This window comes from Chamaesiphon minutus PCC 6605 (assembly GCF_000317145.1).
GTDB lineage: Bacteria > Cyanobacteriota > Cyanobacteriia > Cyanobacteriales > Chamaesiphonaceae > Chamaesiphon > Chamaesiphon minutus.
Genome location: NC_019697.1, coordinates 5337894 through 5354062, shown reverse-complemented (window position 1 = coordinate 5354062; position 16169 = coordinate 5337894). Strand labels below are relative to the sequence as shown.

At 46.2% G+C, this 16169-nt stretch carries 16 protein-coding genes; 6 read left to right on the top strand and 10 right to left on the bottom strand.

Annotated elements, in window-relative coordinates; genetic code table 11:
- Positions 1-11: 11 nt before the first annotated feature.
- Both CHA6605_RS33215 and CHA6605_RS33210 read left to right on the top strand, forming a co-directional pair.
- The gene (locus CHA6605_RS33215; RefSeq protein WP_015162047.1) at positions 12-131 is read left to right on the top strand and encodes a photosystem II reaction center protein PsbL; all 120 of its coding nucleotides are present in this window, start codon (positions 12-14) and stop codon (positions 129-131) included.
- Between the two features lie 46 nt (positions 132-177).
- Positions 178-297, top strand: a complete 120-nt coding sequence (locus CHA6605_RS33210; RefSeq protein WP_015162046.1) for a photosystem II reaction center protein J — start codon at positions 178-180, stop codon at positions 295-297.
- Between the two features lie 109 nt (positions 298-406).
- Here CHA6605_RS33210 and psaI read toward each other — a convergent pair whose 3' ends face one another.
- On the bottom strand, positions 407-514 hold the full coding sequence (gene psaI, locus CHA6605_RS33205) for a photosystem I reaction center subunit VIII (RefSeq protein WP_015162045.1): 108 nt from the start codon (positions 512-514) through the stop codon (positions 407-409).
- 116 nt (positions 515-630) lie between these two features.
- Positions 631-2109, bottom strand: coding sequence for a hypothetical protein (locus tag CHA6605_RS24395; RefSeq protein ID WP_015162044.1), 1479 nt, complete (start codon positions 2107-2109; stop codon positions 631-633).
- A gap of 108 nt (positions 2110-2217) precedes the next feature.
- Between CHA6605_RS24395 and mnmE the strand changes: the two genes are divergently transcribed.
- A complete protein-coding gene (gene mnmE / locus CHA6605_RS24390) occupies positions 2218-3612 on the top strand; it encodes a tRNA uridine-5-carboxymethylaminomethyl(34) synthesis GTPase MnmE (RefSeq protein ID WP_015162043.1) in 1395 nt (464 codons plus the stop codon).
- 71 nt (positions 3613-3683) lie between these two features.
- Here the strand turns inward: mnmE and CHA6605_RS24385 are convergent, their stop codons facing one another.
- On the bottom strand, positions 3684-5126 hold the full coding sequence (locus tag CHA6605_RS24385; RefSeq protein ID WP_015162042.1) for an aromatic ring-hydroxylating dioxygenase subunit alpha: 1443 nt from the start codon (positions 5124-5126) through the stop codon (positions 3684-3686).
- Between the two features lie 482 nt (positions 5127-5608).
- On the opposite strand from CHA6605_RS24385, the gene CHA6605_RS24380 reads away from it, so the two are divergent.
- A complete protein-coding gene (locus CHA6605_RS24380; RefSeq protein WP_015162041.1) occupies positions 5609-7228 on the top strand; it encodes a DUF3352 domain-containing protein in 1620 nt (539 codons plus the stop codon).
- A gap of 119 nt (positions 7229-7347) precedes the next feature.
- On the opposite strand, the gene CHA6605_RS24375 is transcribed toward CHA6605_RS24380, so the two are convergent.
- From CHA6605_RS24375 to CHA6605_RS24365, 3 genes are all read right to left on the bottom strand, one after another.
- Positions 7348-8691, bottom strand: coding sequence for a TldD/PmbA family protein (locus tag CHA6605_RS24375; protein WP_015162040.1), 1344 nt, complete (start codon positions 8689-8691; stop codon positions 7348-7350).
- 275 nt (positions 8692-8966) lie between these two features.
- On the bottom strand, positions 8967-9431 hold the full coding sequence (locus CHA6605_RS24370; RefSeq protein ID WP_015162038.1) for a hypothetical protein: 465 nt from the start codon (positions 9429-9431) through the stop codon (positions 8967-8969).
- 254 nt (positions 9432-9685) lie between these two features.
- Complete coding sequence (locus CHA6605_RS24365) at positions 9686-11170, bottom strand: TldD/PmbA family protein (protein ID WP_015162037.1); 1485 nt, start codon at positions 11168-11170, stop codon at positions 9686-9688.
- 256 nt (positions 11171-11426) lie between these two features.
- Between CHA6605_RS24365 and CHA6605_RS24360 the strand changes: the two genes are divergently transcribed.
- Positions 11427-11732 (top strand): hypothetical protein, encoded by a 306-nt coding sequence (locus CHA6605_RS24360; protein WP_015162036.1) that lies wholly within the window; start codon positions 11427-11429, stop codon positions 11730-11732.
- A 373-nt stretch (positions 11733-12105) separates the two neighbouring features.
- Here CHA6605_RS24360 and CHA6605_RS24355 read toward each other — a convergent pair whose 3' ends face one another.
- The 4 genes from CHA6605_RS24355 to CHA6605_RS24340 all read right to left on the bottom strand — a co-directional run bounded on the left by CHA6605_RS24355 (position 12106) and on the right by CHA6605_RS24340 (position 15694).
- Positions 12106-13308, bottom strand: a complete 1203-nt coding sequence (locus CHA6605_RS24355; RefSeq protein ID WP_015162035.1) for an NF038122 family metalloprotease — start codon at positions 13306-13308, stop codon at positions 12106-12108.
- A 274-nt stretch (positions 13309-13582) separates the two neighbouring features.
- Complete coding sequence (locus CHA6605_RS24350) at positions 13583-14824, bottom strand: NF038122 family metalloprotease (protein WP_015162034.1); 1242 nt, start codon at positions 14822-14824, stop codon at positions 13583-13585.
- Between the two features lie 371 nt (positions 14825-15195).
- Positions 15196-15405 (bottom strand): chlorophyll a/b-binding protein, encoded by a 210-nt coding sequence (locus CHA6605_RS24345; protein ID WP_015162033.1) that lies wholly within the window; start codon positions 15403-15405, stop codon positions 15196-15198.
- 79 nt (positions 15406-15484) lie between these two features.
- Positions 15485-15694 (bottom strand): chlorophyll a/b-binding protein, encoded by a 210-nt coding sequence (locus tag CHA6605_RS24340; protein WP_015162033.1) that lies wholly within the window; start codon positions 15692-15694, stop codon positions 15485-15487.
- A gap of 204 nt (positions 15695-15898) precedes the next feature.
- On the opposite strand from CHA6605_RS24340, the gene CHA6605_RS24335 reads away from it, so the two are divergent.
- Positions 15899-16165, top strand: coding sequence for a MoaD/ThiS family protein (locus CHA6605_RS24335; RefSeq protein WP_015162032.1), 267 nt, complete (start codon positions 15899-15901; stop codon positions 16163-16165).
- Positions 16166-16169: the final 4 nt, after the last annotated feature.

The following is a 16169-nucleotide window of genomic DNA, read 5'->3' as shown; positions in this document are numbered from 1 at the left end:
AAATTAACACTATGGAACGCACCCCAAATCCTAACAACCAACCAGTAGAACTCAACCGAGCTTCTCTGTTCCTGGGCTTGTTAATGGTATTTACACTTGGAATTCTGTTTACCAGTTACTTCTTTAACTAATTGGTTTAATTTTTGTTATTGTTGGGATATTTACGGAGAAAAAACTATGTCTGAACCAGGAAGAATTCCTTTGTGGCTGGTTGCTACTGTCGCCGGGATGGGCGTAATTGTTGTTGTGAGCCTATTTTTCTATGGTTCCTACGCTGGAATCGGCTCTTCGATGTAAGCCAGATGGCGGTAGCTCAATCTGAGATTTGTTACCGTCTTCTACCACCGATTTAAATTAAAAAGCCGGACGTATGTCCGGCTTTTTAATTTAAACCAGTCTAATCGGACTAAATAGAATCCCGATCGATGTACATGAACAAGAATGCCATGGCGATCGCTGGAAATACTAAGCCGACAGTCGGTACTAGGATTGAAGGTAAGAATGAAGCTGCCATAATCGGAAGTCCTTTGGGTATGGATTGCATCTTCAATCTTATCTGAATTAGTCGGTTAAAAAAGCTCACAAATAGTTGATAAAAGTTTGTGAATCTTAATACTGATGCGGCGATCGTCAATCATCGATAACGATCTCTAAGTTATGATGTTGGCGATCGATGTGCGGACGCTGCGGTTGAGCTACTGCGAAGCAATCGGCAAGATCGAGATCTAACTCCTCAGCTTGATAATTTTGGGTTCGAGCCGCGATCGTGCGGGGAGACGGCGGATCTTGTGGCTGCGACGATTCGCCCTGTGCCAAGTCGAGCTGGGATCGAGTCGGTTGGCGACTATAAGCGAGCGGTATAGCCGGGTATGGCTGCGAGTTGACCGCATCAGTGCTAGCACCACTCGAATTCAAGCCTGCGGCTGAATTATAGTACCAATCGCTAATCGAGCCTTGCGGACTAATCGTCGCCGCTTCTAATTGCAATTCTTGAGTTAGTTGCTGGTGGAGCCTTTCTCCCGAAGCAGCTAGCGTAGCAATCGGATCTTTTTCGCGATCGAACATGCGCAACAATGACAGCTCCGCATCATGCAAAGGATTGAGATTGAGCGTCATTGAAAAGCCGCTAGATCCGAGCTGGATATGGTGCTTGTCATAGAGGTTGACTTCACCTAGTAAGAGGGTGACTTTTGGTTCGAGCGGCATGACTAATCGACCCCTAAAAGTAAATATATCCAAATTTGATGGGATGAGTTGCTCGATCGATACAACAATTTCTGAAGTCTGGGGATGGCGCAGGCAGATCGATATCTTTTCCACTTTAACGGTGGCTACCTGACTGGCTTTGAGCAGTTGTAAGTTGCAGCCGCCACTGATGATGAGTCGATCGCCAGGAATAATGCCTGAAAATGTCGATCGATCGAGACTGACTAATTGGGATGGCGGATCGACAATTGGGTTAATTTGAATCGTCCCTGGTAATATCTCGTTGTGAGTGGCTTGTTTGGGTTGGGCTTGTAACGAATCTATCTCTAACTGCTCCAAAAGTCGATCGAGTCCATCCGCCCAAATTTCGCGCTCGTTTGGCAATGAGATCGGCACTAACGGCTCTGTTGGGGTTGGTAGCTCGTTAATTTCTGTAAACTGGCGAACTCTAGGCTCAGATTTGAAGGTATGTGCTGGCGTTGGCTTGTTATCTGGAAGTTGGCGATCGAGTCTGACAGTTGGCTCTCCTCGATCCGACCGATTGACAGCGATCGGAGGCTGGGGTTGGGTTTTGGCTAACACCCGCAGTTTGAGAATGCGATGCGAGGGGGTTTGGGTATCGCTACTGCATACAAATTGCCAGATCCCCGAATGCAAGTAAGTAAATGGGATAATAACGAGAAATCCTCTGGGATTGGTCGTTTGGGTGCAAGAGCGCGCTCGCCGTTGTGGTGTGGGCACGTCTAGAGTTTGGTAGGTAACGCGAGTTTGAATCTGGGTATCGAGTTGATTGCTAGTGACGACAATGCGATACTTGCCCTCGGTAAGTTGCAAGTTACCCGTTTTTATCGGTCTCCAACCCCGATCTCCCTCACGCTGAATTAGAAACTCCCAATCTGTCATTAGTTACCCCTAAGATCCACTAAATCTCAACTTTAGTATTTTATAAGGATAATGTGGACAGATACTAGCGATCTGTGACTAAATTGTCAACTGTCAACTGACTCAATCATGCAAACTGGAACCATTGTAGCAATTGCCACGGCTGTAGTCCCCCAACAAGGAAGCGTCGGGATCGTTCGCCTGTCTGGAGTTGACGCTGTAGCGATCGCGCGACAAATCTTTAAAACCCCTGGTCGGCAAGAGTGGGAAAGTCATCGAATTTTGTATGGATACGTGCGACATCCCCACACAAATCTGACGATCGATGAAGCCTTATTACTAGTGATGCTCGCCCCGCGATCTTATACGCGGGAGGATGTCGTCGAAATTCACAGTCATGGCGGCATTATCCTCGTGCAACAGATTCTCCAGTTGTGCGTCGAATGCGGTGCCAAAGTGGCCGAACCAGGCGAGTTTACGCTGCGGGCTTTTCTCAATGGGCGGATCGATTTGACACAAGCCGAAAGTATCAGCGATCTCGTCGGCGCGCTCTCTCCTGCCGCCGCACAGACAGCAATTGCCGGATTGCAGGGCAAATTGCGCCAACCGATCGTCCGGTTGCGCGCCGAAGCCCTAGATTTACTTGCCGAGATCGAGGCTAGAATCGATTTTGAGGAGGATTTACCGCCCTTAGACTTAGTTGATGTCACGGCAAATTTAAGGGCGTTAGCGACGGAAATCGGGCGGATTGCAGCCACAGCCGATCGTGGTGAATTGCTGCGCAGCGGTTTGAAGGTAGCCATCCTCGGACAGCCAAATGTCGGCAAATCCAGCTTGTTAAATGCTTGGAGTCGCAGCGATCGGGCGATTGTCACTCCCCTCCCTGGCACGACGAGAGATGTCGTCGAATCCCGCCTCGTCGTCGGCGGAATTCCCGTCCAGGTATTAGATACCGCCGGAATTAGAGATACTAGCGATGTCGTCGAACAAATCGGCGTCGCGCGCTCTCGTGCAGCAGCACTAGCAGCGGATCTGATCTTACTGACGATCGACGCTCAGATCGGCTGGACTGAAGTAGAGACAGAAATTTATCGAGAAATTGCCAATATTCCCACGATCGCGGTTATCAATAAAGTCGATCTCGTCACCACCGTCCCCAAGCTCGATCTACCCACAGGAATTAGTGCGGTAGTCGAAACTGCTGCGGCGGTAACCTCCGGTACCACCGCACCCAACGCACTCGGAATCGATCGCTTAGAAGCCGCAATCTTAGGCATCGTCGCAGGCGGAAAACTACACGCGGCTAATATTGAAATCGCCATCAATCAACGCCAAGCCGCCGCCCTGATCCGCGCTCAGACAGCTCTCCAACAAGTCTTAACGACGATCGAATCCCAACTCCCCTTGGACTTCTGGACGATCGATTTACGCGAAGCCATTAGAGCACTAGGCGAAATCACAGGTGAAGAAGTTACCGAATCCGTCCTCGATCGGATTTTTAGTCGCTTTTGTATCGGCAAGTAAGAGCGGAAAACTGACAGAAGAACTACCCTCTATTTTCCGATCGCAGGCAACCTCGGACTTTTGCAGGGCGTCTAATCATTTTGGGCGTGCTCAAACTCGTAGACATAGAACAAGCCGATAAGCTGGTGAATGCCATAGCCTAGAGCTGTTAAACCTAATGCGATCGATATTCTCGCGACAAAAGCTAGTGAAATGAGACTTGTTTGCCCTGTTAATGCGATAGATCGTGATTCTAGCAAAACTGCGACTACCAAGATCGCGATCGCCAATCCATAACTACCCGTTCTCGCCCACCGCAACCGTTTGAGTGCGGTTTGGCAATACTGACACTCGGCGGTATGAGTGTGCCAAACATCCAAGAGTTTGCGTTTATCCAGTTCTGCGGGCGGTAAATCGGCGGTACCTTGCCACGGGACGCCACCGCCAGCCCGTTTTTCGAGCCACTGACGGAAGGTGATGGTCATTTTGTCCTGAGGATTGGGCGTATATACTGCATCCAACCAGCGATCTTTGGCTGCCATCGTCCGTTCCTGATAATGGAGGAAGACCATATCTTGATGTAAGAACAGCGACGCGAGAATATGTCCCAACCAAGTCGGCATCGGGAGCGCGAAAAATCCTAATCCGGGTGGTAATTTGCCCTGGGGATTTTTGACTAGAATCTGCGTGCCGATATGACGACACCAGCCGGGGCGAGTAGGGGTGGCATATAGCACTAAAATTAGCTGCCCTTCATCGGTGAAGGTAGTCGTAATTTTCATCAGACAAGGCGGCTGGAAGTCATGTAAGACGTCAAGAATCGGCGAACCCTGTTCCTGCGTCACGCCGAAGGAAAAGCCCTCCTGAGTCGAAATTTCGCGCAATCGGGGCATATCATAATATTTGGCATCTCGATGGCGATCTCCGACTAATCCATGATGCGAAACGGGTACATGAGCGGGATCGGCGACGTTTTCCATGAAATAGTCCCACCCATACGGCAGATCCCGAATATTCCAAAATAGTTTGACAACGCGATCTGATTTACCTTCGAGTTCGGAAATAATTCGGGGCGAACGATTCTTACTCTCAACTGCTCCTTTGGCACCAGATTCCGCCCACACCCACAATAATCCCTGTGCTTGTTGGGTGGGATACGAGATCGCGCAGGATTTAGGATTGGCACGATGTTGGGCTTCTAGTTCTGGAGATTGGGATTGGGGGATTTTGGTACAGTTACCATCTCCACCAAATCGCCAACCGTGGTAGGCACATAACAGCGTCCCGTCGGCTTCGACGCGCCCTTCCGATAGCGGTGCGAGGCGATGGGGACACGCATCCTCAAAACATTGCCACTGCTGCGCGCCATCTCGCCACAACACGACATTTTTACCCAATAGTTGAAATGCATGGGGTTTGGACGGATCTAAAAATTCGACGACAGCGACGGGATACCATTGCGGCATCCATTGAAAATCGGCACTGCTGGCATTATTCGCTTCAGACTCATCGGCGATCGTAAAAATAGCTGTCATCTTATTCGCCTCAGCTCTGAAGTTTACCTATCTTTATTGAAACAGATCTACAAGGTTGGGGTCAATCTAACTCGATCGGTAATAGAAAGTAGAGACGAGCTTTTCTAACCAGTAGACAAGTTATTCGATTGCCAATAAATTAATCGAGCTAAAAAAATGCGGGCTACTAGTCTACGGCGTCAATAAGGTTACTATTTTGCGGGGATCTCCCCGCTCCCCGCTATTCTTGCTAGCTTTTCATACTTCGTTGGCGAAGCCTCTGTGCAACAGAATCCAGCAACGCCAGATGTTCTAATTGCCCTCACCTTATTCTCAATTTATGCACCAGCGATAAGTTCGATCGACCTGTAAAATGTAGGTCATATGTCTTAATTTTCGAGCGTATTTCTGGAATTAGCTGTCGATCGACTGAATCAAATGGTTACGCACTCGCGATCGCGCGGAGATTGCGATTTCGCCAACTTATCCAAAAACTTATATATATGTCTAAACAAGGGATTGTCATGGCAGCTACATTGGTAGTTGCTGCGGGAGCGGGATTTGCCGCTTATAAATATATCTATAGTGGCGAAAGTAATGCTGGCGACTTGGCGGGTGTGATTCCCGCAGATGCCTATATGGCGGCTTATATTTCTAACGAACCCGAAGCTTGGGAGAAGTTGAAAAAGTTTGGTACGCCTACAGCGCAAAATATTATTACGACTCAATTAAACGAAGCTCAGCAGAAGTTCTTAGCCGAAACCAAGATGGATTTTAGCAAAGATATTCAACCTTGGGTCGGAAATACGATGATGGCGATCTTGCCTGGTAGCGATGGTAAACCGGATAAACCGCAGGTACTAATCGCTATCGGTATTAAAGATAAACTCAAAGCTTTGGACTTTGCCAACAAACTCAAGGCGCAAAGCAAAGATCCCGTCAAGAAATTTGACTACAAAGGGATCGAGATTACCGATACGGGTAAGGGCGGCGGCCAAACCTTTACCGCGATCGTTAACGATCGATTGGTAGTCGCACCCGAACAAAAAACGATCGAATCGGCGATCGATACGGCTCAAGGGAAGCCTTCCCTAGCCAGTAAAGCTGGGAACGATTGGTTCAAAGCCGATACTCTCGGACTCAAGCAACCGATCGCGGCATTTTACATTCCCGATTATCTCACAGCCGTGCAAGAGCTACTTAAGTCGGGCAAAACTCCAGTCACGCTCGATCCGGCTACTATGACACAGTTGAAAAAAATCCAGTCCTTCGGCGGCGGCATCGCGATCGACGATGCGGGGATTAGAATGAAAATAGTTGCCAAAACTGATGGCACGACGCTAAATCTACCCACTACCTCTGCTAAAGCCGTCTCCAGTTTTCCGGCGGATACCTTGATGGTGGCAGGCGGTACTGGTTTGAGCCAAATCTGGACTGAGGCGAATAAAATTGCCGCCTCTCAACCGACGACTCAACAAGCATTGAACCAAATGCGTCAGAGCTTTACTCAATCTACTCAACTAGATCTGGATAAAGATATCTTTGCCTGGATGGGTGGCGATTACACGCTAGGCATGATGCCTGTAAGTAGCGGGATTACCGCTGCGGCTGGCTTTGGGGGTGCCCTGACGATCGATAGTAACGATCGCGCCGTTACGGATAATACAATGACCAAATTGGTCAATTTAGCTAAGAATTCGGGATTCAGCGTCGAGCAACGCCAAGTCGGGAACGCACAGATTTCTGATGTTAAGGCTCCCGCCGGACAAGGTACACTTTTCAGCTATGGCTGGGTGTCCGAGAAATCGATGCTCCTGGCTGTCGGCGACGGGTTAGTCGAGAAAATTGCCCAGCCATCTGGCGAATCACTCGATCGTAGCCCGAATTACACCACGGCTTTAAGCTCGATGTCGGCTCAAAAACAAAGCTATGCCTATATTGATATCGAAAAAGTCTTTAATTTATACAACAGCAAAATGGGTGCAGTTGCGGAGAGAACTATGCCCCCAGATGTTAATGCGATCGTCACTTCCATTCAAGGACTGGGTATGAGTTCGGCACAACCCGACAAAAACACCAGCAATTTTGAAGTCTTGCTGACGCTCAAACCTGCCACTGAGTAACACCAAATTTTCACTGAAGACACTCTAAATATACATCTCTAAATAAGGAGTAGATACTGTCTCGATCGTCCCTATGGACTCTTAAGATAGTATCTACCCCATTTGACATCGAATCAAATTTATTCGCCAGTAACAGATAGTCCCTCTACCCAAATTCGCGGACAGACACCGCTATTTGTCAGCTCCTCTTTTGGCTCGATATACACGATCGAATTTAATACTTCGCGGAAGTCTCCGGCAACTGTAGCTGACTCGACACTGGTCTTTACACCCTTATTAATTACCCAACCATCAAAAGGCAAGGAGAAAGAACCTTGCAGCGATTGTACGCCTGCATGGAGGGCTTGGAGATCGTCGATCAGGATGACATTTTCTGCCGTATCTAGGTTATATTTCTCGTCAGTTGTTTCACCACCTGACACATGATAGAAGTGGGGAGAAACAGTAATTTTCGATCCCATATTGGCATGTCCCGTCGGTTGAGCATTCATCCGTTTGGCAGTACCCGCACTGTGAATGAATGACGACAACACGCCTTTATCGATCAAGTTAATCCGACGGGTAGGAGTCCCTTCGCCATCAAAAGTTTCGATCCCGATATTACTCGGGTGCAATGCATCATCGGCGACCGATAATAATGGCGATGCAATCGGCGTGCCCAAAGATTCGGGTGTTGACAAACTTTGTTTATCTAAAATACTTTGGGCATTAAATAAGTTAGAAAAAGCACCGAGCAAACTCAAGAATGCTTCGGGCGAGAAGACTACCGTATATTTACCAGAAGCTACTTTCTCATAGTTGAGATGACTGATAGTTTTTTCGGCAGCTTCATCGATACACTTTTGGAAGTTTAGTTTATCGAAACTGTGACTGAGTTCAAAAGCCCCCGCACTGCGCGGCTTTTTGCCTTCTTGTTCGGTTTTGGTATATAAGTAAAGCGAGGTATATGACCGACTATCGCTGCGTACCGCACCGTCACTGTTGAGATAGAATTGGTCTATAGATTGCTGAGATAGTCCATTATAAGGAACGCTTTCGATCGCTTCATGAGCAGCTAATAATTTCTGCTCGGCATCAACTAAACTCTCAATTAATTGTGGTACCGTTGCAGGTTCTCCCGACTCTATTTCTATTTCGGCAATCGGTGCAGTCGCTTCGGGACTAAAATCTGGTGCGTGTTCTTTGATGCCAAAAAAACTCGCTTCATGAGCGGTTTTCAACGCGAGTTCCAAACCGTTATCATCGACATCGGTGGTACTAGTAATCCCGACAGTATTTTCGTTATTCCATACTCGCACGGTAATTCCAGATCGATTGGAAGCTTTGACTTGCTTGGGTTCGCCTTTATCCACTTGGACGCTGACGCTATCAGTAGTCGAACCAGATAAGTCGAATTTGGAGATGCCTAATTTGGTAGCAATTTGACGTGCGGAATCAGAAACAGTTTGAATATTTAATGGCATGGGTAATTTGGGTTAATAATTAATAATTCGTAGGTTGGGTAGAAATAATTTTGGAGAGTGGGCACTGCCCGCAGACATTACCGACTTCATGCAAATAACTTTTATTGACAGCTAAAATTACAATCGCAGTAAGCAATAATTTTGTAGGGTGGGCACTGCCCACAGACATTATCAACTTAATTCAAATAACTTTTCTTGTTTGTTAAGCTACTATTGAAATTGATGTGGTGGGCAGTGCCCACCCTACACATACTTAATTCTACCTATACATACGTCTACAAATCTTGATTTTCGACAAGCATTTGAAATCTATTATTGCTATAGACATACTTGACTCCACAAGTACAAACAGCATTTATTGTACGAGGAGAACCATAGTAAGGCATTGTTCCTGATGATGATGATGAAAGCATCATCTCTAAAGGTGTCGCATTAGGATCGGCTAGAGTAGCCTTTCGTTTTTGCTCCGCTTCTGCTATTTTTGAATTAAATTCTTCCCATCGTTTTGTATTTTCTATTTTTGCCAGATCGAAAGATCTTCTTCCCATTAAAGCACCACATTTCTCACAATACAATCTGTCGATTACATTATTTTTTCGATAGTTTTCTACTGCATTCCCAATACAAAATAATATTATTAAAATTGGAGATAGAAGGACAACTATAAAGCCGATCGTACCTGCTAGAATCAACCGCGAGCCATCGACAATAAACTCTAACAAAATATCTATATTAACCATGAGTCGAAGGCTTTGACTTTTGATTTCCTCTTAGTTAAATTCAAGCAATAGCTCTGGCGTGGAAAATCCCCTCCTCGGAGCGACTGAAATCACGCGGAGGTTCCCTCCGCATGTGTTTCAGTCAAGACAGGGGTGCCCGTAGGGCGGGGTGGGTAGATCTCCGCAGCACACCAAATCGATCGATAGGTGCGGGCGGGTTCGTTCTACAATTGCCGATCGCAAAAACTGCAAGCATAAACCCGCTCCTACAAATCCTACCGTCCGCCAACGGTAATCGAATCGACCTTAATATGTGGCTGTCCGACAGTTACATAAATACTGCCACTTACCGAACCGCAGAAACCCGCAGCCAATCCGAGATCCGCCGAACACATTGAAATCTTATTCATGATTTCTTTGGCTTCGCCAATTAGCGTCGCACCCTTGAGCGGCTTGGTAATTTTGCCATTTTCGATTAGATAAGCCTCATCCACTGCAAAGTTAAATTGTCCGGTAGCACCGACGCTACCGCCACCCATTTTCTTACAGTAAATACCTTTCTCGATCGAGTTAAATAGTTCATCTACATGATGCTCGCCAGGAGCGATATAAGTATTCCGCATCCGACTAGCCGCTGCATAAGCGTAACTATTCCGGCGTCCGCTGCCCGTGCGGGGATGTCCGGTACGGATCGATCCGGCCCGATCGGCGATAAAATTCTTGAGGATGCCATTCTCGATCAATAAGGTGCGCTGGGCTGGCATTCCTTCATCGTCCATATCGATCGTACCGAAAGCATTGCCAGATAAGCCTTCATCCCAAGCCGTGAGACTTTCATGGGCAATTTTTTGACCCTTCATTTCGGCAAAGGGAGTGGTATTTCGCTCGATTTGGGTAGTTTCGAGTAAATGTCCGCAGGCTTCGTGGAAAATGACGCCACCGAATTGGTTTGCCATAATAATCGGATAAGTTCCCGATTCTACATAGTCGGCGTAGAGCATCTTACCTGCTGACTGCGAAACATCTTCCGCCGTGGCTCCATAATCCCACGTTGTTAAAAAGTTAGGATTGCTAGTATCGCCCACGCGTTGACCGATCGAAGAACGATTGGTACCATCGGCACATAGTAGGTTATAACCTACCGATTGTGTCAGCCGGATATCGCGTGCGAATGTGCCGTCGCTAGATGCCACTAATACTTCTTGCCAATCGCGGAAATAAGCCGCGCGTCGCGATTGAATGTGGGTGGCTGTCTGTTTGAGCTTGCCATTAGCGGCTAAGAGCACTTCACCCATCTCGCGCATCGAGCTACACTCTTTCAACCAGTTATCTTTACCCTTTTTGGTGGCGTAGTCGCGCAACAGTTCGAGATTGATTTCGGGTACGTAAGAGTTGGGCGCGGGCAAGTGCAATGCCATAATCCCCAACGCTTTCTCTAAGGCCGATTTTAGCCCATTGAAGGAGAGATCGTTGGTGCTGACATAACAATCGGCTTTACCCTTAAATACCCGTACTCCTGCGCCTGTAGATAGCCGAGGTGAGATACTAGTGATTTGGTCGTCTTCTGCCAGACAGCTAATATAATTCGATCGTTCTAAAAAGAACTCTACAAAGTCCGCACCAGCCGCTCGTCCTAAACCCAGCAGTGTTGATAATGGAGCTTCCCAGGTTTCATCAAATCGATGTGTAGTCGCTGAATAACTCAGATTTGGTAGTTGCTTGGATAACAAAAATGTCTTGGGATCGATCGAAATAGTCATGCAGGCTTCTCCTGGGGTGCTTGATTTATTGTAACAAGGGGATAGGGGATAGGGGATAGGGGATAGGGGATAGGGGATAGGGATTAGGGATTAGGTTTCAGGATTAAAGTCTTCCTACCCATTACCCATTACCCATTACCCATCCACATGTCCTGTAAACATCTATAACAATTTCTATCGATTAATTGAAAGAGTTACCATTCTGCAACAAACGATCTATGCTGAAAATAGATAGTAAAAGTTGTGGTAAAAACTTATGGACAAGCAGAAGTATCGGATGAACTGCACCCTCACATTTAGCGATATCTATGGGCAGATTGTAGTTTGGTTAATGGTAATTTTTATCAGTCTTGCTTCTGCTCTGTCTTTATGGAGTACTACTCGCCAAATTTACGCGCTGGCGACAGTCGGTTTGATCTTAGTTTTATCTCTGCCTTTCTTACTATTTGCCTTCGTGACGACTTTGCTCAATCATATTGAGTTCGTGCCGCTCGAAGTCAACGAAACTACTAGCAGCAGCACTAACAAGCAGAGAGGGAAAGTCGAACCTGCGGCAGTATAAATAGCAAAAATCTGTGATGGTAGTTTACACCCGATCGGTAAGATCTCTACTTTCGATCGCTTGTTACCTTTGGTGACGATCGGAACGGATGCCCAGAGAAAAGTTCCGTGACAACTAATTAAGAATAGCAGAAGACCGAATCGTTACGAAAATGATGGCGACGATGATGGCTACGAACCAAAAACTCTCCCACCGGGAAGAGGCGGGAAGAAACTTGGGGTTGCTGTTAGTTTTACAGCTACCTTAGATTTCCCAAACGTGGCTTCGCACGATCTTTAAGAAAGCGACTCCGATCGCCAAGATCGGTAAATATTTAGCAAATAGCCCCAAATTCTTCAAGAATTTGGGGCTATTTATTTGACGATCGATTAATTTAAACTGATTTATCGGTTGCATCACGTAGCTGCTGGCGACGATCGATAATTATTTTGGCAGTAATAGTAGCAAAGATAAATGTACCGACAAAATCAGCAGGTTCGGGTACAGTAGCATCCGCTCGAGCTAAACCGTCAGTACCAGCAATGCCGTTACTATTTTGAACAAAATTGCCGATCTGGGCGTTGGGTGAGCCATTACCCACCCGATTCCAGCCGATGACATCTAATGCGCGCTTATCATTTTCATTAATTTGTAATAGCTCGCCAGAGGAGATTGTCGGGTCCATAATACCTAATCCGAGATTATCCTTCCAGTGTCCGTTCTGACGACCGTCGCCAAACACATCGCCAGTGGAAAAAGCTGTAATATTAGTCGCACCACCGTCGATCGAAAAATATTTATCGCGAGCATCCGCCGTCCAATCGATCGCGTTAGCATTTTTGCTATCTGTAGAATAACGAAATAGATCTAACGGGCTGACATATGTAAATTGACTATCGTTATAAAAAGTCCCAGAAGCATTGCCGTCTAGAGTATCGACGCCACTGATAAAACCTAATGAGTGTCCGAGTTCGTGAGCCGCGATCCCGACAAAATCAAATGCCCCGTCACTAATGCCATCATTAGGATTGAAATCCCAATTAAATGCATTGCTAAAACTAATCGATGCATCGTTATCGTTATTATTAGCTACCAAACCTAGAGCCTTGGCATTAGCACTAGTGAGATTAATCGTTGTATTATTGGCATCGCCATTACTATCTAGATAAGGGGTCGCACTACCCGCTCCGTTCGGACTATTGGCAGTGCGATTGAGAAGCATGTTAAATGTTGGTGGTTTGGACAGACTATTGACAGCAGTACGATCGTCTGTGGATGTTCGATCGTTACTGAGGGCACCATGCACTCGATCGTAGCTAAAGAATTGAGTACTAGAACTAGCTTCTCCCAAAGTCCCGGCACTTAATGCCGTGAAATTAATATTGACGTTGACAGTGACACTATCTGTAAATAATGAAGACCATAGCGAACCTGCTGTAGTAAACCCGTCGATTGCCTGTTGCGATGTTCCGGCTGCTGGCGTGAAATTAAATGTTAAGGCATTGGCAGGTGAAATCGCTCCGCCGATCTCAATTCCACTCAAGGCAATACCCGTCATGACAGCAGCTTGTTGGAGTTTAACCAAATAGATCTTCATTGTTGTATTTCCGAATTGATTGTCGGTATAAAAAATTTCCCGATATTAGGTAACTACATAAACATATCGATCGATTATATTTACATATTGAATTACCCTATCCGATAAATCATCGCGATCGAGTTCTCAGACTGATAATCATAACTGGAAATGTACCAACTATTAACAGATCGAGATAAGGTCGATTTCTCGCTGGTCAATCGCGAGTAGTCAGCCAAAAAAAATCCAGATGTTGCTAGATGGAGCAACATCTGGAAATAAGAACACCGGAATTTTAGATTGATTCGGTCTTTGATTTAAAGAGTTTTTGGCGACGTTTAAATACCAGTTTGGCTCCAAAGCCAGCAACCATCAACGTGCCAATGATGTTAGAAGGTTCGGGTACTCGAGCGACAGTTGCGTTTACCCGATTCCAACCAATGACATCAAACCCGCGCAAATCGTTTTCGGTAATTACGCCTAATTCGCCATTGCTAAAAGTTGGGTCCATAATCCCCAAGCCAAAATTGTCTTTCCAGTGACTAGCTTGCTGCCCATCTCCAAAGTTGTCTCCCGTTGCAAAATCAGCGATATTCGTAAGTCCACGATCTAAGGAGAAGTACTTAGTGCGAAGGTCTGCCGTCCAATCGATCGCGCTAGCATTCTTACTATCTTCCGAATAACGGAATAGATCGAGGCTATTGACAAAGGTAAAGAGGTTGTCATCAAACGGGCCATTAGTTGGCGGACTATTAATATCTAAAACATCGACACCACTAGTAAAACCGAGTGCATGTCCGATTTCATGAGTGGCAATTCCAACAAAATCAAACTTATCGAAATCTATACCATCATCAGGATTGAAATCAAAGTCAAAATCAGTACTAAACGTAATCGCTGCATCCGCACCAACAGTTGCATTGGCAGGGGAAACATTCAGATTATTGGGTCTGAAATCTGGATTAATCGGACTGCCGAGCACAAAACCACCTGCGGTAGACACATACGTGCTAGCTGCGGCAGGTAACCCACCTAGTAAGTTGAGAGCTTTAGCATTAGCACTAGAGATATTTACCATCGCGGTATTTGCGCCAGTGTTATCTAAATATGGAGTTGCACTCCCACTGCCATTAGGATTATTACTAGTGCGATTGATGAGCGCGTTAAAGTTGGTGCCAAGACTAAGACTGCTAACCGCATTATTATCGTCTGCGGAAGTTCGATCTGCCTCTAGTGCAGCCCTAAACTGACTATAATCATACATCCGACGGGTAGAACTAGCTTGTGCCAGCACTCCCGGAGCTAAGGCACGAAAATCAATATCAATAATAATGTTCGCAGTATCTGTAAAAAGAGCAGACCAGCGGATACCTGCGGCCTCAAATCCTGCCTGTGCCCGTGGGTCGAGTCCTGACGGGGAAACGAAATTAAATGTCAATGCACTTACAGGTGATAAAGTACCACTGCTACCAATTCCACCTAAGGCAATTCCAGTCATTAAAGCAGCTTGCTTGAGTTTCGCAATATAGGTTTTCATTGGCTGTAGTTGCAGAATTAATTGGTTTTATTATCATATTCATAAAGAGAATTCGATACCGTAAGAATACACAGACTAACTTTGGAGCTTAAACTTGTCTGTGCGATCTCACTTACGACGATCTCGATCGAGTGGTGACAGTGGGCAAACAGCGATCTAGAAGCGTAGAAATTTTGAGCGAAATTCAGTAATCATTCGAGCTTGTAGCAGCTATAGCTAGAGCCAATGAGTCGGTTAAATAAGCTTTAATCGAGGCGATCGATCGAGCAAATCTTTGTAACACACAAAAAAACGCACCAGCAGATATGCCAGCGCGAGGAAAAAGATAAGAAATTTATAGTGAAACGCTCGTCTCAGTGTGAAGCTACTGATTACAGGTTGGCGATGAAACCGACGATACCGTGTCCGGTCAATACTTCTTGAATGAGTAATGCCACAAAACCAATCATTGCCAACCGACCGTTGAGTTTCTCTGCGTAGTCAGTCCAGCCAGCCTGGGGGCCATCCGTAACGTACATTTTTGGCTCGATCGCGAAGTTGTTTTCTCTACCGTCGTTGTCGATGAAGGTTTTAGTTTGCATGGCTCTTTCCGGTGTGTCTAATGCTGTAAATGTTTTTTTATGTAAACTGTTAAAGGTAGTCAGCTACCAAAACTAGTGACTATAGGTTGGCAATGAAACCAACGATGCCGTGTCCGGTCAATACTTCTTGAATCAGCAATGCTACGAAACCGATCATGGCCAACCGACCGTTGAGCTTCTCTGCGTAGTCAGTCCAGCCAGCTTGAGGGCCATCAGTGACGTACATTTTTGGCTCGATCGCGAAGTTGTTTTCTCTGCCGTCGTTATCGATGAAGGTTTTAGTTTGCATGGATGTTTATCGACTTAACGAATTTATAAGTGTGTAGTTATGTAAATTAATATAACAATATCTTTACAAAAAAGCAAGTAGTTTTTACAAATCGATTTCCCAGATCGGATAAAATGGGCTACACCCTAGACAGAGTAAAAACTGTAGCCGATCGACACTATTTTAATTGCTGCTCAGTTACCACCATCGCCGATCGCACCGCCCATGAATGCTCCTCAATCGGAAATTACCGTCACGCTCAAACTCTTTGCGGTTTACCAAGAAGCCTTTGGCACGAGCGAAGTTTCATACCAATTCCCACCGAATACGCCCGTCAAAGCCGTATTAGAACGCGTGATTGCCGATCGATCTCAACTCGCACAATGGCGCGATGTGACGCGATTTGGCATCAATTTAGATTTTGTCGAGCCGGAGACGCTCCTGTGCGATCGAGATGAAGTGGTACTGATTCCACCCGTGAGTGGGGGATAGGGGA